General features: G+C 45.2%; 17 protein-coding genes. 4 read left to right on the top strand and 13 right to left on the bottom strand.

The genetic code is table 11. From position 1 onward, the window contains the following. Position 1: 1 nt before the first annotated feature. The 3 genes from CI960_RS09450 to murB form a co-directional block, all read right to left on the bottom strand. A complete protein-coding gene (locus CI960_RS09450; protein ID WP_005856843.1) occupies positions 2-2,380 on the bottom strand; it encodes an SLBB domain-containing protein in 2,379 nt (792 codons plus the stop codon). Between the two features lie 118 nt (positions 2,381-2,498). Further along, positions 2,499-3,254 carry an MBL fold metallo-hydrolase gene (locus CI960_RS09455; RefSeq protein ID WP_005856841.1) on the bottom strand — a complete coding sequence of 252 codons (756 nt, stop codon included), beginning with the start codon at positions 3,252-3,254 and terminating at the stop codon, positions 2,499-2,501. After that, on the bottom strand, positions 3,254-4,267 hold the full coding sequence (gene murB, locus CI960_RS09460) for a UDP-N-acetylmuramate dehydrogenase (RefSeq protein WP_005856839.1): 1,014 nt from the start codon (positions 4,265-4,267) through the stop codon (positions 3,254-3,256). Before murB ends, CI960_RS09455 begins: the two co-directional genes overlap by 1 nt. Before the next feature lie 100 nt (positions 4,268-4,367). Between murB and CI960_RS09465 the strand changes: the two genes are divergently transcribed. The 3 genes from CI960_RS09465 (at position 4,368) to upp (ending at position 6,478) form a co-directional block, all read left to right on the top strand. Then, complete coding sequence (locus CI960_RS09465; protein WP_005856838.1) at positions 4,368-5,204, top strand: hypothetical protein; 837 nt, start codon at positions 4,368-4,370, stop codon at positions 5,202-5,204. Positions 5,205-5,387: 183 nt separating this feature from the next. Then, a complete protein-coding gene (locus tag CI960_RS09470) occupies positions 5,388-5,672 on the top strand; it encodes an HU family DNA-binding protein (RefSeq protein ID WP_005856836.1) in 285 nt (94 codons plus the stop codon). A 152-nt stretch (positions 5,673-5,824) separates the two neighbouring features. Beyond that, the gene (gene upp, locus CI960_RS09475; RefSeq protein ID WP_005856833.1) at positions 5,825-6,478 is read left to right on the top strand and encodes a uracil phosphoribosyltransferase; all 654 of its coding nucleotides are present in this window, start codon (positions 5,825-5,827) and stop codon (positions 6,476-6,478) included. On the opposite strand, the gene CI960_RS09480 is transcribed toward upp, so the two are convergent. From CI960_RS09480 to CI960_RS09525, 10 genes are all read right to left on the bottom strand, one after another. Next, on the bottom strand, positions 6,421-8,319 hold the full coding sequence (locus CI960_RS09480) for a PAS domain-containing sensor histidine kinase (RefSeq protein WP_005856831.1): 1,899 nt from the start codon (positions 8,317-8,319) through the stop codon (positions 6,421-6,423). The two genes, upp and CI960_RS09480, sit on opposite strands and share 58 nt — an antisense overlap. Positions 8,320-8,457: 138 nt before the next feature. Continuing rightward, positions 8,458-11,925 (bottom strand): DUF1080 domain-containing protein, encoded by a 3,468-nt coding sequence (locus CI960_RS09485; protein ID WP_005856830.1) that lies wholly within the window; start codon positions 11,923-11,925, stop codon positions 8,458-8,460. 12 nt (positions 11,926-11,937) lie between these two features. Beyond that, positions 11,938-13,194: a Gfo/Idh/MocA family oxidoreductase gene (locus CI960_RS09490; RefSeq protein ID WP_005856828.1), complete on the bottom strand. Its 1,257-nt coding sequence runs from the start codon at positions 13,192-13,194 to the stop codon at positions 11,938-11,940. A gap of 145 nt (positions 13,195-13,339) precedes the next feature. Continuing rightward, positions 13,340-14,740 carry a Gfo/Idh/MocA family protein gene (locus tag CI960_RS09495; protein ID WP_005856826.1) on the bottom strand — a complete coding sequence of 467 codons (1,401 nt, stop codon included), beginning with the start codon at positions 14,738-14,740 and terminating at the stop codon, positions 13,340-13,342. Positions 14,741-14,841: 101 nt separating this feature from the next. Beyond that, positions 14,842-16,368 (bottom strand): arylsulfatase, encoded by a 1,527-nt coding sequence (locus tag CI960_RS09500; RefSeq protein WP_009017476.1) that lies wholly within the window; start codon positions 16,366-16,368, stop codon positions 14,842-14,844. 6 nt (positions 16,369-16,374) lie between these two features. Then, the gene (locus CI960_RS09505; protein WP_005856821.1) at positions 16,375-18,066 is read right to left on the bottom strand and encodes a RagB/SusD family nutrient uptake outer membrane protein; all 1,692 of its coding nucleotides are present in this window, start codon (positions 18,064-18,066) and stop codon (positions 16,375-16,377) included. Positions 18,067-18,080: 14 nt separating this feature from the next. Beyond that, positions 18,081-21,383, bottom strand: coding sequence for a SusC/RagA family TonB-linked outer membrane protein (locus CI960_RS09510; protein ID WP_005856819.1), 3,303 nt, complete (start codon positions 21,381-21,383; stop codon positions 18,081-18,083). An 83-nt stretch (positions 21,384-21,466) separates the two neighbouring features. Continuing rightward, entirely contained in the window at positions 21,467-22,489 is a 1,023-nt protein-coding gene (locus tag CI960_RS09515; RefSeq protein ID WP_008780574.1) for a FecR family protein, read from the bottom strand. 81 nt (positions 22,490-22,570) lie between these two features. Further along, positions 22,571-23,173, bottom strand: coding sequence for an RNA polymerase sigma-70 factor (locus CI960_RS09520; RefSeq protein ID WP_008780573.1), 603 nt, complete (start codon positions 23,171-23,173; stop codon positions 22,571-22,573). A gap of 284 nt (positions 23,174-23,457) precedes the next feature. After that, positions 23,458-24,723 (bottom strand): DEAD/DEAH box helicase, encoded by a 1,266-nt coding sequence (locus CI960_RS09525; RefSeq protein ID WP_005856813.1) that lies wholly within the window; start codon positions 24,721-24,723, stop codon positions 23,458-23,460. A gap of 108 nt (positions 24,724-24,831) precedes the next feature. Between CI960_RS09525 and recQ the strand changes: the two genes are divergently transcribed. Then, complete coding sequence (gene recQ / locus CI960_RS09530) at positions 24,832-26,667, top strand: DNA helicase RecQ (RefSeq protein ID WP_005856811.1); 1,836 nt, start codon at positions 24,832-24,834, stop codon at positions 26,665-26,667. The last annotated feature ends 51 nt before the right edge of the window (positions 26,668-26,718 follow it).

The following is a 26,718-nucleotide window of genomic DNA, read 5'->3' on the forward strand; positions in this document are numbered from 1 at the left end:
ATTAGTTTTTAATCATGTTAACAATAGAGGTAATCATCGCAGCCATAGAGGTAGCGGAGCTACTGATACTCATGATCTCAGCCAAGCTTCGGCGCTCACGTTGCGTTTTCGTCGGAACTACGATCTCACAGCCCGGCTCCACTTTCGGATAACGCTTGAAAAAGATAGCGGTACGCTTCGTCGTAGCGACCTTACCATTCATATATATTACGATCGGATACTTACGTGCGATATCATTATAACCACCGGCTTGAGACAAGCAATCCATAACCGACATACCTTTCGTGTAAGTTACGCTGTTCGGATAAGTCACGGCTCCGCTCATCTTCACCGTACTTTGCATCTGCGGGATATAAAGCTCATCGCCGTCACGAAGCACAACGTCATCGATACTACCCGGATTTGCCAACGCTTTCTCTAAATCAATACCTACGGAATAGTCCTTCACATTCATCAACGCTACACCGATGGAATCCCGGCTTTGCTTATTCGCCTCACTTAAAGCCAGAAGGGTCTCCATGCGTTTCAATTCATCTTCTGTCAACTGACGTTTCAAGCTAGCACCTTTTACATAAGACTCTGGGGTAACTCCTCCCGCTTTCGCGATAATATCACTCAAGCGAGCGTTCTTCGTAGCCAATACATAGCTACCGGCAAAAGTGATCTCGCCGTTCACCTTCACGACCTGTTGCTCATGATACCCCGGGGAGAAACGAACATAAACCTCATCGAACGGCTCCAATGTGAAGATCGTATCTCCCGCATTCAACTTGAAGTCCTCACTCAACGAGAAGTTATATACATCGGCGATCCGGTTGACATTCTGATTGGAACTAGGATCCTTCACACGACGGGCTACCTCTACATTAATAGAAGAAGCGGACTCTCTTAAACCACCTGCCATCATGATAGCGTCTTCTATTGTCAAATTATGACGATACGGAAGCACCGTATCCGGATAATTCACGGCTCCGCCAACCTTGATCGTATAAGGTTCGCGCAAATCGAATAGGGAAGGAATGCTTAATTGGTCTTCCGCTTGCAACTCCACATCTGGAGCGGTACCGTTCAAGATACCACGAATATCCACGGCGATCATCGTAGTCGTGAAATCCGGATTCAAACGGGTAATCAAGGCACGGCCGGCGAACTCGTCTCCTTTAAGACCCGCGGCCTGTTTTACCAATTGCTTTACCGTACGAACCGACGGACTTAACTCATATTCTCCCGGACGCCATACAGCTCCCGTCACGACCAAACGATTCTCATAAAAAGGAATAACGGAATCTACCTGCAAAGAATCGCCATCCTGCATCACGAAAGAAGCGAACTTATCCTCCGAAACCGTAGAGATCTGGTAACGACTATCTGATTTACGCTTCACTTGTACGTCCTTCGTATAAGCGTCGCCGGTAAATCCGCCGGCCATATCCAGCAATTGCTTCAAGGTCTCGCCCTTGCGCAACTCGAAAATACGATTACGTTTCACCTTACCTCGAACCACCGCTAACTGGTCGTACGGGCCTACCATAATCATATCGTTCTCTTCCAAACGGACATTCGTTGTGTACTTTCCGTTCAATAAATAATCATATACGTCGAGATTAGCGATTTCCTTGCTATTACGATATACCTTGATGCTACGCAAAGAACCAATCTTATTCACACCACCGGCGGCATACAACGCATTAAATAATGTGGCGAATGAAGGTAATGTATACGTACCGGGAGCGACTACCTCGCCGACAATATTCACCTTCATGCTACGAATCTGGCTCAAACTGACGGAAACAAAGGTATTCCCCTCTCCCGAACCAGACAGCGTAGACATAATCTGGCTCAACTCCTGACGCAGACGAGTCTCAGCGCCAGCGATCGTCAATCCACTGACCGACACCGGACCTAAATTTGGTACAAGGATCGTACCGTCCGGAGAGATCTTTAATTTCAAGTTTAGCTCGGAATCTCCCCATACATTAATCAATAACTCATCACCAGCGGAAAGCACATAATCCTTAGGTGTAGGGATGTTTAAATCTGGGGCAAAAGATAAGTTCTTGTTTGAGAAGATTTCATGCCCGAATACGGTATTCTCCATGGCTGAAGCAGGAAGATTATTTCTACGTTGGGCTTCTAAGGATTGTCCTTCATCGATTACCGGCATTACCCGGTCGCTAACCTTCGCATCGGTAGCGGTAGCTTGAGATCCGACAGATCCCCCTTCTTGTTTCATACGCTTGGCTAATTCCTGCTGTATCTGCGTATCCGACATTCCAGCGGCTTTCGCCTTGTCAATCAAGTCTTGCGGAACCTGCGCATACACAGATCCCGACAGCAATAAGCAACATACGCATAGTACGTTCTTAAACGATAAATTCATACAGTCTATTATTGTTTTTTATTATATACCACCCCTGCTATAAGCGACTAACTTAAAAAAAGCAGCTATTCTCTAGATTTTCAGCTGGCAAAGATAAAGAATCTTTTTAATATATGGCTTAAAAAGTCACCGTTAATCCATCATATGAGTAATGTACATGCGGAGGCAACTCTTTTTCAACGACCGCATGCAACCCTATGCGATGACTCATATGGATTAAATAGGCCTCCTTGGGCTGGATACGGGATATATTCGCTAAGGCTTCCTCCAGACTCTCATGCGATTGATGCTCTCCTTTCCGAAGAGCATCAATAACCAATACATCAAGGTTTTCCAACTTAGCGTACTCCTCTTCCGGAAGATATTTAAGGTCGGTCAAGTAAGCCATATTGCCGATACGGAAACCTAAGATCGGCAGCTTAGCGTGCATTACACGAATGGGAGTGATCATGACACCGGCGGCCTCAAACGGTTTCGTCCCGATCGTATGCAATACCAAATTAGGCACTCCCGGATATTTATGCTCCCGGAACACATAAGGAATGCGAGTTTTTATCGCCTCCACGACATTGTCTTCCGCATAAATATCCACATCTTTATACCGACCAAAAGGACGTAGATCATCTAAGCCACCTACATGATCGTAGTGCTCATGGGTTACTAAAACGGCGTCAAAATGGTAAATCTTATTGGTTATCATTTGCCAACGGAAGTCCGGACCACAATCGATCAATATCCGTTTCCCTTCCGTCTCTACCAAGATCGAGGCCCGTAGACGCCAATCACGGGGGTCTTTACTAGTACATACCTCACATTGGCAACCTATCTCAGGATTGCCCGTAGACGTTCCTGTTCCTAAAAAAACGATTTTCATTATCCGACATATTTAACCTCAGGCATAAGCTCTATACCGAAACGATCTTTTACGGCGGTACGAATGCTCTCCGCGACCAACGCGATCTCATCCCCCCGGGCATCTCCTAAATTCACTAATACCAACGCTTGTTTCTCGTAAACACCTACCGACCCATGGTTTTTACCCTTAAACCCACATTGCTCGATCAACCAACCGGCCGGAACCTTGATCTTTCCTTCCGAAGCGGGATAAGACGGGATTTCCGGGAATTGCTTTTTCAATTTCTCAAAATGCTCTGCCGTAATTATCGGGTTCATAAAGAAACTGCCTGCGTTGCCTAATACTTCAGGATCGGGAAGCTTCTGCCTGCGAATTGTTATGACAGCCTCACGGATCGTTTCCAAAGTAACTTCCGGATATTTCGTCAACTCCTCCTTTAAGTTCCCATAATTAACTGAAAAACCAGGGTTCTTGGATAGTCGAAGCGTGATATAAGTTATGATGTGGGGGTCATGATGTTCATTCTTGAAATAACTATTACGATATCCATATTCACAATCCGAATTCGTAAAAGTCCGTTTCTCGAATGTCAACTGGTTATAAGCCTCCACGCTCTCGATCACATCCTTGATCTCCATGCCATAAGCCCCGATGTTCTGGATAGCGGCAGCGCCCGCCTCACCGGGTATTAAAGAAAGATTCTCTATACCTCCCCAACCTTTCGATACGGCGTATGCCACGACATCATCCCAGATCTCCGCAGCCCCGACACGAAGCGATACATACTCGTCCGTTTCCGCCGAGATAGAAATCCCCTTGATTCGGGAATGGATGATAATACCATTATAATCGTTGATGAACAATAGATTGCTCCCGCCTCCTATATGCAAGGATAAACATTCCTGAAAGTATTCATCATGTAAGATTCGTCGCAACTCCTCCTCCGTCTCATACTCCATGAACCAACGTGTCTTTACCGGAAGATGGAACGTATTGTGTTTCTCCAACGAATAATTCTGCTCTATTCTCATCGTCTATTTTATTTTTAGGGCAAAAGTAGTCATAAATAACTCATCCGCAAATTATGTAGTTCCGGATTTTTTCAGTAGATTTGTATATAGAGTTGATCGTATGGATGAGAACACATCCGGCATATCCGGTGAAATACAGAAGATGATCCTCGACAAGTTAAACACGTTCAATCGAGGAAAAACGTCAGACAAAGGGCGGTATTACATTCTTTTGCCTACCTCAAAGACCTTATATTATACGCTTTGGTTCTTTACACCTTCGGCCACTTATCATCCGACAGTCTATTTGGCGAATCTCGACTTGAATGCCATCAGCTCGGTGAATAAGGCAATTAAGATGGTAAGCAACTCCTTTCTACCTTTATTTATAACGACAGATATCAAAGACTCTCCCGATAATGGAGACGATATTATTTCTTTCGGTAAATACAGAGGATACCATTTGCATGACATCTATACGATCGATCCCCGATACGTCGTTTGGATAGCCGATAAATATGAGCCTCACGTAAAAAGCGAGATGCGTTTTAAAGAGTTAGCTGTGACCTACAGTAAAATCTATCTCGACCTACAGACCCGTAAGAAATATAAAATGCCTGTAAGCCGCTTTGTAGGAACACCGGGAGAAAAATTGAGCGATTTAAAGTTAACAATCACAAAAGTCCGCATAGAAGACGATTCTTACAAGACACAGATTATCCGTGGTACCGAATATTTCTATGTAGATCAATTGCTCACGGCCGTGGACATCGCCGGAAATTATTTCTTATTGAGGATAAAAGCGAAAGATCGTAGTCTTACCACGCAAACGTTACCACCGGGCGCTCATGCTTTCCAAGTAGGGGAAAAATTGACTTTGACTTCCGCTAAGGTCTTAAAACATATAGAATCCCGTACTATCAAGTACACACGAATCGGGTATATCAAGATTCAATAAATGTTTCGAAATTCGCAAACTAACACATTATTAACATTTTTTGTTCTTAAAAATGTAACAAACATCTGTAGGCCTTGTTTAATAAGAAACTCAAATGCAAATGTATCTTTGCAAAACGTAACTATAAAACCAGCTTCAAAGTGTACATTTGTAGTGTTTAACAATTTAAAAAATTTGCATTTTATGAACAAAGCAGAACTTATAGAGGCTTTAGCAGACAAGACCGGGTTACAAAAGCAAGAAGCAAAGAAAGTATTGGATGCTTACATCGAGATCGTAACTGAGCGTATGTCCGAAAATGAAGAAATCGTACTTGTCGGATTTGGAACATTGATCCCAAGACCGCAAACACAGCGTCTTGCCAGAAATCCTAAAACAGGTACTCCGGTAATGATCCCCGCTCGTACGACCGTAAAATTCAAACCGGGTAAATTCCTCCTTGAGGCGATGAATGCCCACCTGAAATAATAAAGTAACCGAAAACGTAGTAAAAATATCCCCGGTAAGGGGATAAAAAATCATAAGTATGAAATCTTTCATTTATAAGTATGAATGAAAAATTTCATACTTATGATTTTTAGTGTCCGGAAATGATTACTTTTGGGCTCAAAAAAAGACTCATGAGAATCGTCAATCTTGGAGACACAAATTCCATATTAAACAAGTTTGTTGCAGAACTTAGAGATGTAGACATACAAAAAGACAGCCTTCGTTTCCGTCGCAATGTTGAACGTATCGGAGAAATCATGGCTTACGAGATCAGTAAGGAATTTCATTACAGTACGAAAGACATCCAGTCCCCGCTAGGTATAGCCCCGATGAATACGCCGGACGATCGAATCGTGATTAGTACGATCTTGCGTGCCGGGCTTCCATTCCACCAAGGTTTCCTTCGGTATCTGGATAATGCGGAGAACGCTTTCGTATCCGCTTACCGCAAATATAAAGACCGTTTGAATTTTGATATTCATATCGAATATATCGCCTCTCCTCGCTTAAAAGGTAAAACCTTGATCATATCCGACCCGATGTTGGCCACCGGAAGCTCTATGGAATTGGCGTATGAGGCCCTGCTGACCAAAGGAGTACCCGACCATGTACACGTAGCCTCCATCATCTCAAGCAAACAAGCCTTGGAATACTTGCAGAAGAAAATGCCGGATGACAAGACTACAATCTGGATCGCCGCATTAGATAATGACCTCGACGATCATTCTTATATCGTTCCCGGATTAGGCGATGCAGGAGATTTAGCGTTCGGCGAGAAGGAATAGGGATGTGTAAACCAAAACGTACTGCCTTTGCCCAACTCGGAATTTACACCGATCCGACCACCTAGTCTATTTACGATGGTCTCGCAAATAGATAGCCCCAAGCCCGTACCTTGTTTAAACGTATTTCCTTTATAGAAACGATCAAAGATATGGGCTTGTATCTCTTGGCTCATGCCATCCCCCGTATCAGTCACGGAGAATTTTATCTCATCACCTATGATCTCGTAAGCTAAGGTGATACAACCTTCGCTCGTATACTTGATCGCATTGTTAAGGAAATTGGAAATTACCTGCGTCAGCCGCATACGATCGCTATAGATTTGGCATTCCGGTGAATCTTTGGGAGCGATCAGAGCTACGTTATCGGGCATCTTAATACGGAAAGAGGTCACGATCTCATTGATCACCTCTTTTACGCTCATATCGGCGAACTTGAAATCCATCGTACCAGATTCAATTTTTGCCAAATCTAGAATATCACTGATCAATTGAAGCAACATCCGATTATTGCTATCGATGATTTCCACAAACTCATGCCTCTCCTCGGGATCATCCGTTTCCGCCAATAATTGAGAAAAACCGACAATGGCATTTAATGGCGTACGAATCTCATGACTCATATTCGCTAGGAAGGCAGACTTCAAACGATCCAGTTCTTCCGCCCTTTCCCTTTTCAATTGAGAGTCCTTTAACTCCGTGATATCATAATTAATACAGATCATCTCCGGTTTATTCGGGTCTACGCTTTGAGGGTTACGGGTGATATTGGCACAAATCCATTTCCATCCGTCACCAGACTTCACACGCACTTCCCTACGGAAATGATGCGCTTTGCCCTGTTTTACCTCCTCAAAGAATGAGTTTATATATCCAGCGTCGTTCGGATGAATATAAGAATAAATCCCAATAATTTGGGACAAGGGGGTTCCATCCTTCTCTCCCATATTCTCATACCATTGCTTAATGGCATAGCCCTCAAAGGTATATAAGTCATAAAGGGCATAACCGACTTTAGCGTATACGCTGACCAAGGTAAATACATTCTCAAACTCAGAAATACGGTTATAGGCGATCATCTTTTCCGTATTATCCAAATTAATAAGTAAATAGCTGGAAGGTTCACCTCTTTGGTCATATAAAATACTGGCCTTGGTAACGATATCCATCTCGCCTACTTTCGAGGTGTTATAATAATCATCGACCTTCTTAAACGAATAATTCAGCCGGAAATTCACGGATTTATTCTCCTTGAGTTTCTTGATCACATCTTTAGGCATAATCGGGTTGCTAAAAATATTGACTCCTAAAACGTCCTTCTTTGACCGGATACCGAATATCTCCATATCCTTTGCGTTCAGGTCAATCAAGTAACCGTCCCTGTCATAAAGCTCGACCCCCACAGGTAAATTTACATACAGCTTTCGGAAGATCATCTCATTATGATCGATCATCTTACTAATCTTTTCCTCTTTCAGTTTGAAATTAGGTAAAATCTGTAATATGCCCAACGCTTTTACGCACACTCCATTATTCAACTTACGCTCACATAATCTGGAGCGTACCCATTTTTCCCCAGTCGGTGTTATTATCGGAAATATTTGCTCATACGTATCGACAGATTGGATCGATAAAAAATCCGTAGTAATCAGATCCCTAAAGTCTTCCCGGATTATATAGTAAAATTCAAAAAAAGAGAGATTATTCCCCTTCTTCCCAAATATACTCATTAAATAATCGGAACAGATATAACTTCTTTGAACAAAATCGGCTTCCCACAAGCCAACTTCCGCTCTATCCAATAACAATTTACATTGATCCAATTGAGTCTGTATATCCTCCATAAAAATATCCCTTCCGATAAAATTACACTATGATTTCACAAAGATATAATTTAAATAGTATAAATCCCCTATAATAAAAAAGAGATTGTCTCGAATCACTCAAGACAATCTCTTTCTATATTCAAAGCCTGATATAAATTATTTCAATTCCTTGATACGAATATTGCGGAATTTGACAGGGGAACCATGTCCTAAGAAACCTATATGACCTTTTTTGTTAAACAAACCCGGATGCTCCTTTCCATCCGGCGTACCATTCTTCACGGCATCCCGAATATTTCCATCCAAGATTACGACTCCATTCACCGTCACACGGATATGATCGCCATCTGCCATGATCTCTTCCGTATTCCATTCTCCAACCGGCTTGAACGCTTTCGGATGATCCTCACGGGCGGGAATGATACCGTATACGGAACCGTGATGTTGCAGCGGAGTGATGTTCCCTTGGTAAATAGGATGTTCACAATCCAAGACCTGCACTTCCATACCTACATATGCTGCGTCTCCTTCCATCGGCGTACGGATACCGACACCGTTATTAGCTCCCGGGGTTAACTGGAAGTCAAAACGATAGATAAAGTTTCCGTATTCCTTCTTGGTGTACAGATTACCTCCGAAACTACTGCTTGGGACCATAGAGATACAGCCATCTTCCAAGATATAATCAACCGTGTTTCCAGTCCATTCATGCATATTCGTTCCGTCAAACAAAACCTTGAAACCTTCTTTTTCCTCTTCCGGCGATAATTTGAACGGTTCTTGTTTTTCCAATTCCTTTACGTAGATATTACGGTAATAGACCTTGCTGCCATGAGCTTGCATCTCGATTTGCTCTACCGGGAAAATCGGAAGCTTGCGATCCCAATAGTTTTCCAGAATCACGTTATCTACCACTTTTTCTCCGTTCAAGACAACCGTCACACGGTCACCAACCATCTTAATATAGAAGGAATTCCATTCACCGAGTTTATTATCGGCCACTTTCGAAGGCTTGCTCTCGTTTACCTGATTGTTATACAAGCCTCCGGAACCTACTTGCGCACCAACATTTACCCGAGAAGTATCCCAGATCTGGACTTGAGGAGTACCACGCAGATAAATACCGGCATCAGCCTCAGGTCCTTTCGGATCCAACATCCAATCAACATACATCTCGAAATCACCATATTGCTTTTCAGTACATAGGTTATCGTACCCAGTACCGTCAAATACTAATAGGCCATTCTCCACTTTCCAGTCACGACGCATATTCTCATCCGCCTTCTCCTGCGCTTTCGCCAATTGAGCCGGTTTCATTTTCGCACGGGCGATCGGATTCTCAACCAAACCTTTCCAACCCGTTAAATCCTTACCATTAAAGATAGAGACAAATCCAACCTCGTCCGGCATCGCATCTAAATGTTGCTTCAAGGCATCGATATCATAACGAGCGTCTTCCCCGTCAAACATGGTCAAAACACGTTTCAAGATTGCCTTCACATTGTCACCCTTATATTCCGGATGGTTACGAGCGATATTCCAAACCGCATAAACAGCCGCAGAACGAACAGCCGCATCGCTTGAATCCAAGAATTCCGACGCATACATCAATGCCAAGAAGGTATCCGCCCGTTGGATCTGACGTAAAATAAGAGCCTTTTGCTCACTCGTCCGGGCGATCTCCATGACTTTCCGCAAGCTCAACAAACGATTCTCTCTCGTAAATGCCGGATTAGATACCAACTGCACATAACGCTTTAACGCCCTGTCGAATACTTGATCGGAAGAGGCTGATTGGCAAACCTTAAATAGTTCATCGGCAGCCTCAATACCCTTCCATGCCAACAAAGCGTCAAGAGCCGCATCCTTGGCCGCTCCATTCCCTTTATTCAATCCTTCCACGATCGTAGCCAAAGCCTCTTTCTCGCCAGTCGCTGATAAGACCTTATAATAAAGATATCTCTTGCTGTCTCCCGCTTGTATCATACGGCGATTCACGTTAGATACTTGAGTTGCCGCCGGTTGTTTAGAGATAGCGGCAATGATCGCATCCTGAAGCGGGGCGATAGCGGAAGCCTCCGCCGTCTCCAACATTCCGCACAATAAAGTGAAATCTTTCTCAGACACTACATCTTTCAATGCGGTATAAGCGGCTTTCTTCACCTCCGGAGAGCCGGATTTAATCTGATCCAATACCGTATTCAGATTCGCATCGGCCATACGTATCGCCAACAGCTCCAGACCGGCTACCTTTCCCGCATCGGAAGCGGACGGGATCACTTTAGCGACCGCTTGATCAATATCGCCGTTAAATGCCATCAAAGCATCTTGACCCAATAATATCACTTGCTTGTCATTGCTCTTCAACAAATCCGCCAGCACAGGAATGACACTCTTATCACCGATTTTAACCAAGGCCCAAACAGCGGCCTGTTGCACATAGAAATCCTTATCTTTCAATTGGTCCAAAAGAACTTGTCTCGCTGGTAGATCAAAACGAAGTTCCAGATTCTTGATCACGTCATGTTTAGACGGGCATTTGCTTTCACGGCCTATCCAGTTCAAGATATCCACCTTGACTTCCGGCTTCGCCTTTAACATGTGTTTCATGACCTCAATATAAACATTTTGATCAGCGAAACCCGAAGCAAAGTTCAAAGCCGCATTACGGTATCCCTTATCCGTATCTTTCAAAGCCGATAATAAATTCTTCGTAGCAGCTTCCGGCTTAGCGGCCAATAGAATCTGAAGAGCGGCCTCACGGGTCTGTGTCATACCTGCTTTCGTAGACTTCTTCAATAAATCATTCGCTGCTTTCTCCGCATCTTTGGTATCGCCTTGCTCAAGGACACGTTTTATCAAAGCGATATACGCCTCATTCGCCCCGGTCTTTTCCATTTTATAACCGGCTTTCTCGGCAACGGCGGCTAAATCACTCAGAGAAGCTTTAGAACCTACACGGCTCAACGCATAAAGAACCTCCTTCTGCATATTCTCATCGCTGGAGCCAAGCATCGCTTTCAATACATTTTCCGCATCAGCGATTTGCACGTCAGCGATCGCACGGATAATATCCTTTTGCGTCTTCGGAGTACCGGAACGACGCATCAAGGAAGCCACCAAAACCTTCTTAGCGTTATCGGTACGGATTGCGGATAACGCACGGGCAGCAGGACCGCTTAGGCTCTCATCGTTCAAATAGCTAGCCAGCGTATCCACACACTCATCTTTTCCCAGTAATTGAAGCTGCCGGATAATAAAAGCCTTTGTCTCCCGGTCGCTCACCTTATCCAAGGCTTTCAAATATGCGTTGGCTGTTACTAGACGAGCGTTCTCCTCACCTTTTGCCATTACGTAGTGAGTCAATCCGCTCAACGCATAATCCACGTTCGAGTTACTGCCTTTTCCCGGAGCGTTAATCTTGTTAATCAACATCAAGACCCCTTCCTCGCCAGTGGAGCTTAGGTCATTAATTAATTTGTTATATTCAGCTTGTTGCTCCGCCGGCATCTGTGCCAGTACATCGGCAACGATCGTCTTCGATGTACGATTAGCCGGGCTTTGAGCCATTAACATGCTACCGCACAACAATAAGCTGGCAATTGATATATATACTTTTTTCATATGTGTATGTGTTTAAATATTCCAAGGTGCTCTCATCGGCTGATCCAACAAACGATTAGCGGCCTCATCATTAATAAATTCCAGTTTTACGGGATCAAAGTGAAGCGTACGATTCAAACGAAGGGCTACGGCACCCATATTCACGATCGTAGCGGAACGGAAACCATTACGTTCATTCAAGGCAAAAGGCTGACGAGTCTTTACGCACTCGATAAAGTCGGTAACCTGTGGCTCAGGTTCGGGATAATCGGATAACTTTTTCTCCCAATCCGGGATATCACATACGAAATTCTTATAAACATTCCCGTTTGGTCCGGAAATATAAGGTGTGTTCGGATCCCCGTAATCACCTCCCCAAAGTACGATCTGGCAACCATCCTCATAGGTATACGTAATCGAGCGCCAAGTACCCACGGCGTCCGGATGTTGTTGCGGAGCATCCACCTCTACCTTAACCGGGCTGGTATTATCTTTTCCTAAAAAATATTGTACAGGGTCAATATAATGCTGTCCCATATCCCCTAAACCACCGCCGTCATAATCCCAGTATCCACGGAATGTCTGATGCACACGATGCGGGTTATAAGGTTTGTAAGGAGCCGGACCCAACCAGAAATCATAATCCAGCTCACTAGGCACCGATTGTGGTTCCAGATATTCTTTACCAACCCAATAGAACTTCCAGTCGAAACCGGTATGCTTGCTGATCGTTACCTTTAGCGGCCAGCCCAACATACCACTTTGAACCAGTTTCTTCAAAGGTTTCACTGGAGTGCCCAGTCCATAGAACGGGTCAGCGAAACGGAACCAAGTGTTCAAGCGGAACATACGTCCGTATTGCTTCATCGCTTCCATTACCCGTTTACCCTCCCCGATCGTACGGGTCATAGGCTTCTCACACCAAATATCTTTTCCTGCTTTAGCGGCCTCGACAGACATGATACCATGCCAGTGAGGAGGCGTAGCTATATGAACGATATCTACATTGGGATCTAGAATCAAATCACGAAAATCATGGTATGCGGCAATCTTATCCTTTACCAACTGTTTACCTAGCTCCAGATGATTCTTATCGACGTCACACACAGCGACAAGACGAGTCCCAGCATAGTCCACATGTCCACGGCCCATACCACCTGTACCGATAATTCCTTTTGTTAATTGATCACTTGGAGCGATGAATCCATTACCCAACACGTGGCGCGGTACAATCGTAAATGCCGCGATTCCTCCAAGAGTCTTCAGGAAGTCTCTTCTGTTTGTCTTCATAGTACGAATTTAAAATTTAGATAGAATAGATTAACTTGAGTGACAAAAATAATCATAATACTCGAAGAGACAAGAAAAATGTATATAAAAAAGAAAAGGATGCCTTTAACAAAGACATCCTTCCCTAGTATTTTATGAAAATCTATTACAAAGCGAATTGCGGTTGACGGTGAATCCATTGCCCACGGGTGAAATCCGGGAAGTCTACCAAAGCACCGCCACGAGCGATTGACATCTCCGACAAGCCGGAGATAGCGCTCCAAGCGGCAGCGTCATAGCAGTCCATTGGAGCCGGTTTCTTATTACGGATAGCGTCGATCAAGTCGTACATCATGATATAGTCCATACCACCGTGTCCGGCCTCAGCAGCTTGAGACTCTAAGGAAGCCCACAATTTATGATCATATTTCTTGAACCATTCATCGGAATCATCCCAACGATGAGGCTTAGACTTTCCTTGTACATATACATGATCGCCATCGTTCATCCATAAACCCTCAGTTCCCTGAACACGGAAACCTAATGAATAAGGGCGAGGAGAATTGGTATCATGGGTTACGATAATCGTTTGTCCATTAGAACACTTAATCATAGAAGTCACGATATCTCCCAAATTGAAGTTGACCTTCGCCAACGGATGATTCTCACCCCCATTATCCACGATAAACTTATGCAATCCACGAGATTGAGTAGCCATAGCGGATAAAGAAAGGAAACGGTTACCACGATTGATATCCATACAATGAGCTATCGGTCCGATACCGTGAGTCGGATAGATATCGCCATTACGATGTACGGAATGGTTCGTACGCCATTGAGCCTCGGCGAAAGCCGTCGGACCCATACGAAGATCACCACTGCCCGGTACATAGTTGTAATGAGTTCCATCGTTGAATTTCACCTCACGCAAGTCATGCTCATAACCACAACCACCATGCAAGATCTCGCCGAACAAACCTTGGCGGACCATATTCAACGCAGCCATACAGTCACGACGATAACATACGTTCTCCATGATATTCAAATGGCTTCCGGTTGCTTCCGAAACATTTACCAAATCCCAGCACTCCTCTAACGTGTTAGCCGCAGAAACCTCCACGCCTACATAAGGAACACCAGCCTTCATAGCGGCGACAGACATCGGTACGTGCCATTCCCAAGGACTTGCGATGATCACGCAATCAAACTCCTCGTTGTTCAACATATTCTCAAATTCACGTTCACCCCCTTTGTAAACTTTCGGAGCAGGGACATTAAATTTAGCGATATGTTTCAAGGTACTATCGATCGGGCCCTGTTGGATATCGCAAATCGCTACGATCTTATTACCGGGGATCGCCAATACATTATTAATATGCTCATGGCATCTAGAACCCGTTCCGATGAAACCGAAACGTAATTTACCATCATCTTTACCGGCTGTTTTTTTCTTTTGGGGTTCAGCGGCAGTTGTTGTAGCTCCGGCGTTTCCAGCCATTGCCAAGCCTGCGGCACCAATACCAGCGGCAGATACTTTCTTAAGGAATGAACGACGAGTGTTTTCCATATATTTTATAAATTAGTTTGTGTTTTGAGGATACAAAATTAAAAAAATATTTTTTCAATCAAAACGTTATTGAGTATTTTGAAAAAATAAAGAGTCCAAGACTAAAAGTTCGTTATCTTTCCGGTTTCCCTTTTTAGCCTCTCGAAGGTCATCATCATCTGTCGAAGTCTTTTAGGTTCTTTTTCCGCCAAATTAACTTGCTGACCGATGTCTTCCTTTACATTATATAATTGATAACAGTTACTATTTCCGGCAAAGGCAGCCTCCTCCGCGTCACCATAGGTATCCGGATACGGCGGGATCATGACCCAATCACCATCACGTAGCGCATAATTGAAATAACCTTCCAAGACAAGTTCCTTTCGCCCATTACCACCTTTTCCTAGAAAGACAGGCAAGGTGTTTTGGCTATCTACCTTATCAGAATAGGTCTGTCCGATCAACGCCGACAGCGAGGCTAACAAATCCATCTGGCAAACCAAGGCATCCGACACAGCGCCCGGCTTAACTTCCGCAGGCCAACGAAGCATGAACGGGATACAGGTCCCACCATCATACAAGCTCGTCTTTCCTCCACGAAGCGGTCCGGCCATCTTATGATCCCCTACCAATTCCACGGCTTGATCTTGATAACCGTCATCCAGAACCGGTCCGTTATCGCTAGTGAAAACAACTAACGTATTTTCCGTTAGCCCCAACTTATCCATTTCCTTCAAGAATTCGGTCACGCACCAATCCGCTTCCAAGATAACATCTCCACGAGGTCCCATCCCCGACTTACCCGCGAATCTCTCGTTCGGAACACGAGGTACATGCGGTTGATGCAAGCCATAGTACAGGAAGAAAGGTTTATCCTTATTCTCTTTCATAAAACCTTTCGCCTTCTCAAGGAACAACTCTGCCATATCCTCATCTTTCCATTGGGCGGTCTTGCCTCCTTTCTGGAAACCAATTCGAGGTACACCGTTTACGATAGCGCCGGCATGCCCGACACTCGGGAGCATTCTCAGTAATTCAGGATTATCCTTCCCAGTCGGTTCCCCGGGGAAATTCTCCTTATAACTGACATAGAGAGGATCGTTCGGATCGAGGTTTACACCTCTCCCATTCTCGATAAAGATACAGGGAACCCGGTCATTAGTAGCAGCTTGGATAAAAGAATAGTCGTAACCGATCTCTTTCGCTCCGGGATAAACCAGCTGGTTCCAGTCTACCACCCCGTCACCTAATCCTAGATGCCATTTGCCGACCGAGCCGGTGACATAGCCCGCTTGCTTCATCACCTTCGGCAAGGTAACCTGTTGAGTATTGATAATCAGAGCCGCATTGCCGGGAAGTATTTTGGCATCCCTATTTGTCCAAGGATATAATCCGGTAAGCAAGGAATACCGGCTGGGGGTAGAAGTAGCCGCCGTACAATAACCTTGCGTAAAGCGTATGCCTTCATTTGCGATACGATCCATTCCCGGAGTCTGTATGCGATGAGCCCCGTAACAGCTTAGATCACCATACCCGAGATCATCGGCCACGATGATCACCACGTTAGGTTGCCGGGGAGCTGATTGAGCTATTAAAGTTGTTGGCAAGGAAAACCCTGCCAACACACTCATTATACAATACTTATTCATCGCTTATTACGGATTCTGAGTTAATGTACCCGGATAAGCGTTAATCTCAGACTGCGGAATATACTGGATAGCCAACGGGCTGGTAGCAGGATATTCAGGCACGCCGTCATGGAATCCCGGGTAATGACGTTTCATCGTATCGCCTACACGATATACATCAAAACCACGGTCAGCCTCATAAGCTAATTCCAACTGACGTTCTTTCATGATAAGCTCATGAGCGTTTGTCGCATCCAAAGATTTATATCCGGCGTTAGGTAAGGAACGGGTACGAACGGTATTCAAATCGGCTAATGCTTTTGTATAGTTTCCTAATTTAGCGCTAGCCTCGGCGCGAATCAGGTATAACTCACCTAAGCGAGAGATAACCGGTGAATAAAGGTGGGGATAACCTTCTTGCTTAGAGCATTTATAACTATAGAATTTCGGATTACCTTGGCTTTCTAACATCAGGTAATCATAATCACCGACATAAGTTTTTCCCTTATAACTAATAGAATAACGTTTATTATCCACATCTACGGGAGTTAATGTGTACTCTTCATCATCCACGGTAGCGATTAACTTACCACCTACTTCCTTTGTCTCACCCTGACGATATACATAACCGGAAATCTTTCCGTCCGTATACAAGTTAGCGACGAAACGGAAAGCCGGAATTTGATCTCCCGCATCATTCTTCTTATATTGTGGATGGATAAAAGCCTCGCGGGCATCCGTATTTTTACCTGTCTCATGCAGCAAATCCATGTATTTAGCGCTAGCGTATACCTCACCCCAGCCTTGACCATCAATCTCCGCATACATACTACCTAACGGGCTACCCCAATCATCCCAATCCGAAGCAATGAATTTCACGGCAAAAATAGTCTCCGTTTGAGAAGCCGCATCCGGAGCAAGCTCATTATATGTCATAAACGTCGAACGACTCAATAAGGAGAATTGATTACTCTCGATTACCTCATTCGCATAATTATAAGATAATTGAGCGTATTCCTTATTCGGATTCTCAAAAGTACCACTCATATACATATAAACCTTGGCCAACAAGGCTTGAGCCGCATACTTTGAGGCATAGGCGGGCGACTTAAAATCAGACATCAACTCTTCTGCCTTTTTCAAGTCAGACAGAACTTGCTCATACGTATCTTTCACGGAAGAACGATCCGGAAGATCCAGGTTATCCATATCCTCAGGCATACCATTCACAATAGGTACACCCAGATTCTTCTCCGGTTCTTGATAATAAGGACGGCCAAACACACGACACAGATAAAAATACATCATGCCACGCATATAATAGGCCTCACCCAACTTTTGGTTCAACTCTGGAGATTCATTCTCATTGATCATCTTCATTAAAGAACTTGTCTGCGAGATGATATTATAAGCACTGTTCCAAACCGTAGAAAGCCCACCATTATTAACGGTATGCTGATAAGTAAAGTAAGTACCGAATGGATTTGTGGTCGGCTTATCCTTGCAAACGTTATCCCCGGGGAACTCTCCACAATAGTGTAAATGCTCAGATGCAGTTTTCAATTTAGCGTAGCAACCGTTTAATAAGACATCAACCGCAGCATCCTTATCTTCCATGATCTTGTCCTCCGTATACTTATCATAAGGCATACGTTCGATATCACAGCTTGTTATAAATGTGGCCGCTGCCGCAAGAGCCACTATAGCTATTTTTTTCATTCTTATTCCTTTAATTAAAATGTAACATTTAAACCAAACATAAATTTACGGGCTTGTGGGTACGGAGAAATGGCCACACCAACCGAACCAGCCTTGTATTGGCTTCCTACCTCAGCAGGAAGTTCCGGATCCACTCCAGAGAAACCCGAAAGAACAAACAAGTTCTCACCCGAGAAAGAAAGACGGACATTGTCTACATATTGGATCTTCCAAGGTAACGTATAGCCTAATGTCAAGCTACGCAAACGTAAATAGCTCGCATCCTCCAAGTAACGGGAAGATCCCTTGCTGGATTGGCTCTTATTACCATATTCAGCTTTTGGATGGGTAGCGATATCGCCCGGTTTTTCCCAGCGATTCCAATCATCCCTTAAATTCATTTGATTATAGTTTACATAAGCACCATCACTATCATACATAGAACGGTCATAATTGTAAATCTCACCTCCTACCGAATAACCGAAGACTGCGGATAAATCGATATTCTTCCAAGATAGATTTGTAGAGAAACCACCGTAGAAGTCAGGGCTTAATTTTCCTAATATAGTCTGGTGCTTGGAAGCCTCGCTATAATCAGAAGTTGTTATGCGTTCTCCTTTCTCATTTGTTGTATACCACAACGGAGCTCCTGTTTGCGGATCTACGCCAGCCCATTCAGTTCCATACCAAGTATCCACATCCTGACCCGGAGTCAAGATCTTATCCATATAGATGTAATAGCTTGTTCCTGCGTTGGCAGTAATAATCTCGCTCTTACCACCATACAATTCTGTGATCTTATTACGGTTCAAGCCCAAGTTAGCGGCAACGCTCCAATTCCAATCACCACCTTTCAAGATGTCCACACCTAATGAAACCTCGAAACCATTATTCTTAACAGAACCAACGTTACGATAGATACCCGTGATACCTGTCACACCGGGCAGAGGCACTTTATAAAGCAAATCGGTTGTTTTCTTATTGTAATAATCCAAATTAATAGTCAGACGATCGAACAAGATAGCGTCGATACCTACACCCGCCGTATAGGTTTTCTCCCATGTCAAGTTCTTATTTTCTTTTTGAGCAATTACCGCACCCGGATCACCGTTGTATCCCGTAGACATAGCATACAAAGTATACTGCGAATACAGCTCAGTAGGACGATTACCTACAGAACCATAGCTAGCGCGCAACTTCAATTGCTGTACCCAATCCTTTGCCTTGAAAAATTCCTCCTGATGGATATTCCAACCACCACTAACAGAGAAGAAATTACCATATTTAGCATCCTCACCAAAGTTTGAGGCACCATCTCGGCGGAAAGAGAAAGACAATAAATAACGATTGTCATACGCATAATTGGCATTGAACAAATAGGATTGTACAGCCCATTCCTCTTGCGATCCTTTTATTGTCTTAGGAGTTGTCGCTACATCTGCCACGGAGAAACCCGGAGCGAAACTAGCCGCTGTCTGATCCTTGATTTCCCGGGTATAAGAGTTCCACTCATAAGCCAATATCGCATTGATGGAATGTTTATCGAACACCTTATTAAAACGAAGCAATTGGTTGCTATATACCCGATAAGAAGTTGTGGTCTTATCTTGCAACAATCCATTGTCGGCCTCTCCTGCCTTAGAGCGAGGATCGTTATAGCCTTTGAAAAGAATGTTATTATATTTATAGCTATTCACGGACGCAAAAGTCAACCAATCGGTAAACTTGATATCGAAGTCAAAGTTTCCCATAAACTCATAGGAAGTTTTCTTCTCATAATTCCATTGCAGGTCATACAAGTAATTTGTAGCATCGCTATTCACCCAATCGGTCGGCCTGTATTGCTGGATCAAGTCGCCATTCTCGTCATACGGGGAGTCCCAAGGGAAATTAACGTACATGATAGCGCCTAGATCTTGCTGCTGGTCCATCACGTCGCTACGGGTAGCCCATACTTTAGGTTTGATAGTCAACCAATCCGTCGCTTGGTAATCCACATTGAAACGCAAGTTATAACGCTTGTAGTCATATCCTTTCACGGCACCATCCTCATTATAGTAACCAACGGATGTATACGTCTTGATCTTCTCTGAGCCACCGGAAACAGATACGTTATAGTCTTGAGCGAAGCCCAGATGCGTACCCTCTTTCCACCAGTCGAAGTTACGGTTGCGCAAATCCTCCGTAAAATAACTCGGAAGGGCGTCTTGATTAGCGAAAGATTTATAATAATCATATAATTCCTCGCCGTTCATCATATTCATGTTTCCACGGTGCAACTGGTTCACACCCATCTTTACGGAAGCGTTGATCGTAGCTTTTCCGATCTTACCTTTCTTCGTAGTCACCACGATAACACCGTTCGCTCCTTGAGAACCATAGATAGCGGTTGAAGCGGCATCCTTCAAGATAGACATGGATTCGATATCAGCCGGGTTCAAGCTACCCGCATCCGTACCGACGATTACGCCATCCACGATCCAAAGAGGGTCCGTGCTACCGTTTACCGTAGACTTACCACGGATCACCACCTTACCGGCAGCGCCCGGCTGACCACCACCCGAAGTAACCTGCACGCCCGGAGCCTTACCAGACAATAAGTTCTCGACCGTAGGGCTAGTGGCATCCAACAATTTCTCGTTGCTCACCACCTGCATGGCACCCGTCAAGCTTTCCTTTTTTTGCACGCCGTAACCAACAACAACCACCTCCTCAAGGTTCTGAGTGTCTTCCTTGATACGGATAGTCATCGGAGCACTAGTCGCTTTAACCTCATGGTTCACATAACCGATGTAAGAAACGACCAAAGTAGCTCCGGCCGGAGCTTCCAAACTAAACTTTCCATCGAAATCGGTACTGGTACCGTTCGTAGTGCCTTTCACAAGCACGTTCGCGCCGATTACCGGCTCACCCGTCACCGCGTCAACAATGGTACCTGAAATCGTAATCGTCTGCTGCGCCACCATTCTCTCCGTGTTTCTCAATTCATTTGGATTAGAAGATGACTTGTAAACAACAATCCTATTGTTGTTTACAACAAAATCAGCATGCTGATTTTTCAGCGCCGTCGTCAAAATCTCCTCGACCGAGCGGTTCGACATGTCGATTGAGATACGCTCATTCAGATTGATGTCATTGTTACGGATAAGGAACGTGTAATTGAATTTTTCCTCGATCAAATCGAAAAGTTCTTTTAATGTCGTACTTTCCATTTGAACAGACATCATTTGTGTCTGAAGTTCGGACGCTGAAACCGTACCGGGAATAAACGGCAGTCCCGCAAGCATACATGCGGCTACCATCATCTTACCGGTCTTCTTGAAATAGTTCATTTCCATTAAAGTTAGATTTAATAAATAATTTTCTCGTTTATACTATTTTCCACACTTACACCTTAGGATTAAGGTTTGTATTTTTGTTTTTACTTATCTTTTATAATAATCTCATCTCCCGAACGAGTCCACACATATTTATGATCCACGTCCACCTCACGAAGGATCTTATCCAACGAATAATCTTTCGTAAAGCTACCGGAGAAGATTTCCTTTCTCAAAAGATCGCTCTCGACACGAATACGCACGTTGAACTTACGTTCCAAATCCTTGGCGATACTCATGAAAGGTTGCTCGGAGAATTTCAGGCTACCGTCCATCCAAGAGAGAGCATCCTTGGCATCCACCTCACTGACTCTTACCTTATTGGTCTGCTTATTAAAGCTTAGTTTCCGGTTTGGAGTCAAGGTCACATCGCCCGCATGGGCAACCTCATCCCGCAAGCTCACGTTTACTTTTCCCGACACCAGAGTGACATCGGTCATTTCATCCATTCCGTAAGCCTTTACGTTAAATCTAGTTCCTAGAACCTTGATATCCAACTTCTTTGATTTTACGATAAAAGGCTTAAGGGAATCCCGGGTAATCTCGAAGTAAGCCTCACCATCCAATTGTACGCTACGTCCGTTCGTATTGAAATCACTGCCATATCTCAACGTGGAACCTGCGTTGACCCAAACCACGGATTGATCCGGCAAAACGACTTTCGTTTGGGCTCCCATAGGAGTTGTCGTCTCAAAATAAGCCAAGGCGGCAGATTTCGGCTGATTATGTCTCGTACCTATATAATAAGAGGCAGTTCCCACCGATACCACGATCAAGACCGAGGCGGCAACTTTTCCTAAAAACCGAAAATTTAGCCAATGATTCTTTTCAGAAGGAATAGCGGGATCGATAAGTGCCCCGAAATGTTTTTGGAAATCGGCTTTCATATCAGAGGCAAACAAAGGTACATGCGCCGTCGCCCAACAATCTGCCATCTCGGAAAGGCACTGTTTATGAGCGTCATCCGTTTCCAACCATTGTAGTAATTCATTTCGCCCCTCCTCGGATATATCTCCCATGAGGTAGCTATAAATTAAATCTTCTATGTGTTTATTCTCTATTTCCATGATATTAACAAAGGAGCCGGTTTTCAACCCGGTTTCTATTATATACACCTGTTTTAGAGATTCCGTTTAAGGAGATTCCAATTATTTTTCGAAAAAATTAAATATAAGTAAGAAAAGAGGGTAAAGATCGCCTAAAAGTTCACGCAACTTCGCCAAACCGATCTTGATCTGTACTCGTACCGTACTGGAACTGATATGATTTGTTATCGCTATTTCCTCATAGGTCTTGTTATGGTAAAGATATTGCACGAAGATATCCCGGCATTTAGCGGGCAAGGAATCCACGGCACGATAGATTTTCTCCTCGAATTCCTTATTCTCCAGATAAGCCAACGGATGGGGGTCCGCGTCGATTTGCAACTCTTGTATCGACAATAAGCTTTCTTGTACATCTGATAAAGGGACTTCTTGCTGACGTTTATCTCTTAAATAATTCAGGCAATAATTACGTACCGAGCGAATTAAATAAGCGTTTACCGGATGTATTAACGCCGAATGGTGATTCCATACATTCATAAAAACATCATTAACGATCTCACGTGCCGCCTCCGAATTATAGACATATTTAGTCGCTACGGCGCACAAGTACACGTAGAAGGTCGTATATAATTGTTCAAATGCTTTGGCATCGCCATTATTGATCCGAGATATTATGTCCTCCTTTACAATCAGCACAAACGTCAACCCTTAAGTTTCACTCACAATTGAATCACAAAAATAATGAAATATTCCAGAGATTACCTCATTTTAAAAGAAAGTATAGGGTAATAGCGCCAAACAGCTCGCTAAAGCGGACTGTTTGGATACTTAGGTGACGAACCGGATGCCATACGGGTGGCATAGCTGTGCCATCCTTGTGGCACGCCCTTGCTATCCTTGTGGCACTGCTATGCCACCGGCGTGGCACGACTGTGCCAATGCTATGGAAAGGACTGACACTATACGTCGTTACAATACAACAACTTAGATTACTTAGAAGAATTGGCGGCACGCTTCTTGTTACGCCAGTAACTACCGTCACGTTTGCTTCCGAACATATTACGGCGTTTCGACTCTTGCTTGATCGCTTCTTTCTTCTCGGCTACGGCGGCTTTCACCTCCTTGGTCTCATACATATGGCCACCGGCTATGGGGACTTCCTTGCCGATCAGTTTCTGGATATCTTTCAACAAAGGTACCTCCTCGGCGTCGCAGAAAGAGAACGCCACACCTTCACGGCCCGCACGACCCGTACGCCCGATCCGATGTACATAAGTCTCGGGTACGTTAGGAAGCTCATAGTTAATGACGTGTGTCAGATGATCCACGTCGATTCCACGGGCGGCGATATCCGTAGCGATCAGCACACGGGTCGTATGATCCTTGAAATTCGTCAAGGCACGCTGGCGGGCAGTCTGGCTCTTGTTGCCATGGATCGCCTCCGCCCCTATCTCCGCTTTCGACAAGACACGGGCCACCTTGTCCGCCCCGTGTTTCGTACGGGTAAAGATCAATACGGATTCCAGTTCCGGGTTCTCCAACAAGCTTTTCAGCAAGTTGATCTTCTCGGCCTTCTCGACGAAATAAACGGATTGGTCGATCGCGTCCACGGTCGATGAGGCCGGGGTTACTTCCACCTTTTGCGGCTCGCTCAAGATCGTACCTGCCAAGCGCTCGATCTCAGGGGGCATGGTAGCGGAGAAGAACAAGGACTGGCGTTTCTTGGGCAATAGCGGTAAAATACGCTTGATGTCATGGATAAAGCCCATGTCCAACATACGGTCCGCTTCGTCTAAGACGAAATACTCCAAGGTATCCAAGTGGATGAATCCTTGTCCAATCAAGTCCAGCAGACGTCCCGGCGTAGCGATTAATATATCGATGCCTCTTTCCAAGGCTTCCGTCTGGGGCTTTTGCCCTACTCCCCCGAATATCACCGTATGGCGTAATCCAGCGAAACGGCCGTAAGCGGCAAAGCTCTCTCCGATCTGGATGGCAAGCTCACGGGTAGGCGTAAGGATCAATGCCTTGATACCCCGTTTGTAACCTTTCTTCTTCTGGAGATATAACCGCTGGATAATCGGGATGGAGAAGGCCGCCGTCTTACCGGTTCCTGTCTGGGCGCAACCCAATAAATCATAACCTTGCGAAACGATGGGAATCGCTTCTGATTGTATAGGTGTTGGAGTCGTATAACCTTCTTGCACGAGAGCCTTACGTATCGGCTCTATCAAATCTAAATCTTCAAATGTCATTCTAAAATAGGGTGAGCCATCACGGCTCGTTATGTAAATAATGTGGGCAAAGGTAGTAAAACTTTATGATATAAACTATCTTTGCGCTTTTTATGCCCGTAAAGCGATATGAAAGAATTATTACTACTACTGAAAAAGTTCTTCGGATATACCTCCTTCCGTCCCTTGCAGGCGGACATCATACAGCGTATCTTACAGAAAGAGGACTCGTTGGTGCTGATGCCCACGGGTGGAGGCAAGTCGATCTGTTTTCAGCTACCGGCTATCTATCTGCCGGGTACGGCTTTGGTGGTGTCCCCCTTGATCGCCTTGATGAAGGATCAAGTAGAGGGGTTGATCGCCAACGGCATCCCTGCGGCGGCGTTGAACAGTATGATGCCGGAAGAGGAGCAACAACAGGTGAAGCAACTTTGCGTGCAGGGCAAGATCAAATTATTGTATATCTCCCCGGAACGGATCAAGATGGAGGCGGACTGGTTCCTGCCCCGGCTGGACATCTCGCTCATCGCTATCGACGAGGCACATTGCGTATCGCATTGGGGACATGACTTCCGTCCGGAATACACGCAACTGGCGATATTGAAGGAACGTTTCCCGAAAGTCCCGGTCGTGGCCCTGACCGCTACCGCCGATAAAATCACCCGGAAGGATATCCTAGAGCAGTTACGGCTTCGTACGCCCCAAACGTTCATATCATCGTTCGACCGCCCGAACATCTCCCTCACGGTACGCCGAGGGCTTAACAAGAAAGAGAAGATCGCCGCCATCGTCCATTTCATCCGGGGGCACCGGGAGCAGAGCGGTATCATCTATTGCATGCGCCGCAACGATACGACCGAGCTGGCCGATGAGTTGGCGATGTATAATATCAAGGCGATCGCCTACCACGCCGGCCTCCTGCCCGCCCAACGGGAACAGGCCCAAAACGATTTCATCAACGACCGGGTGGACGTGGTGTGCGCCACGGTAGCTTTCGGGATGGGTATCGACAAGAGCAATGTCCGCTGGGTCGTGCATTACAGCATGCCGGGGAGTATCGAGAACTACTACCAAGAGATCGGCCGTGCCGGAAGGGACGGGATGAAAAGCGATGCCCTCCTGTTCTATTCCTTGAGCGACTTGATCGTACTTCGCCGTTTCGCCGAGGAGAGTGGCCAAAGCGAGGTGAACTTGGAGAAGCTAAACCGGATGAGACGGTATTGCGAGTCCGATATGTGCCGCCGCCGTGTCCTGCTCAGTTACTTCGGCGAGGAGGCGGACCATGATTGCGGCAACTGCGACGTGTGCAAGAACCCTCCGCAACGTTTCGACGGCAGTGTCTTGATACAAAAGGCGCTGAGCGCCGTTATCCGGACCGGCGAGCACGTGGGCATGCAGATGCTGATCGACATACTCCGTGCCTCCGCCCGCGCGGAGCTGCTGGAGAGAGGATACGATAAGCTAAAGACGTACGGAGCCGGACGGGATCTCTCTTATAAAGAATGGAAGGAGTACATTTACCAGATGATCCAACTCGGGTACATGGAGATCGACTACGCCGCCGAGCGTGTCTTGCGGATGACCCCGCTAGGCAGGCGTGTCCTGTACGGGGAGCAAAAGGCCCAGCTCGTCATCTATCGGGAACCGGATGAGCTGACACGCCCCGTCCGGAGAGGCGAGCGGAAATCCTCCTTCAAGGCCCAGCCGATCCGGCCGATCCGGTCCGCCTCTACGGACGAGACCTTGCTGGACTCCCTCCGCCAACTTCGCAAGCAAATCGCCGAGCGAGAGCATACGCCGGCTTATATCATCTTCTCCGACGATTCTTTGGAAGACATGGTGGAGAAGAAACCGGTCACCTTGGACCAGTTCAGCGACATCCGGGGCGTGGGGCAAATCAAGCTGGACCGGTATGGGAAGGTGTTCGTGGCCTTGATCCGGTTCGTGCTGAAGCTACCGAAATAAGAAGAACACATGTTAATGTTTTTAGCTCCTAAATGGAAATATAAAAAAATC

The sequence above is a fragment of the Parabacteroides sp. CT06 genome (assembly GCF_002257605.1).
Taxonomy (GTDB): domain Bacteria; phylum Bacteroidota; class Bacteroidia; order Bacteroidales; family Tannerellaceae; genus Parabacteroides; species Parabacteroides distasonis.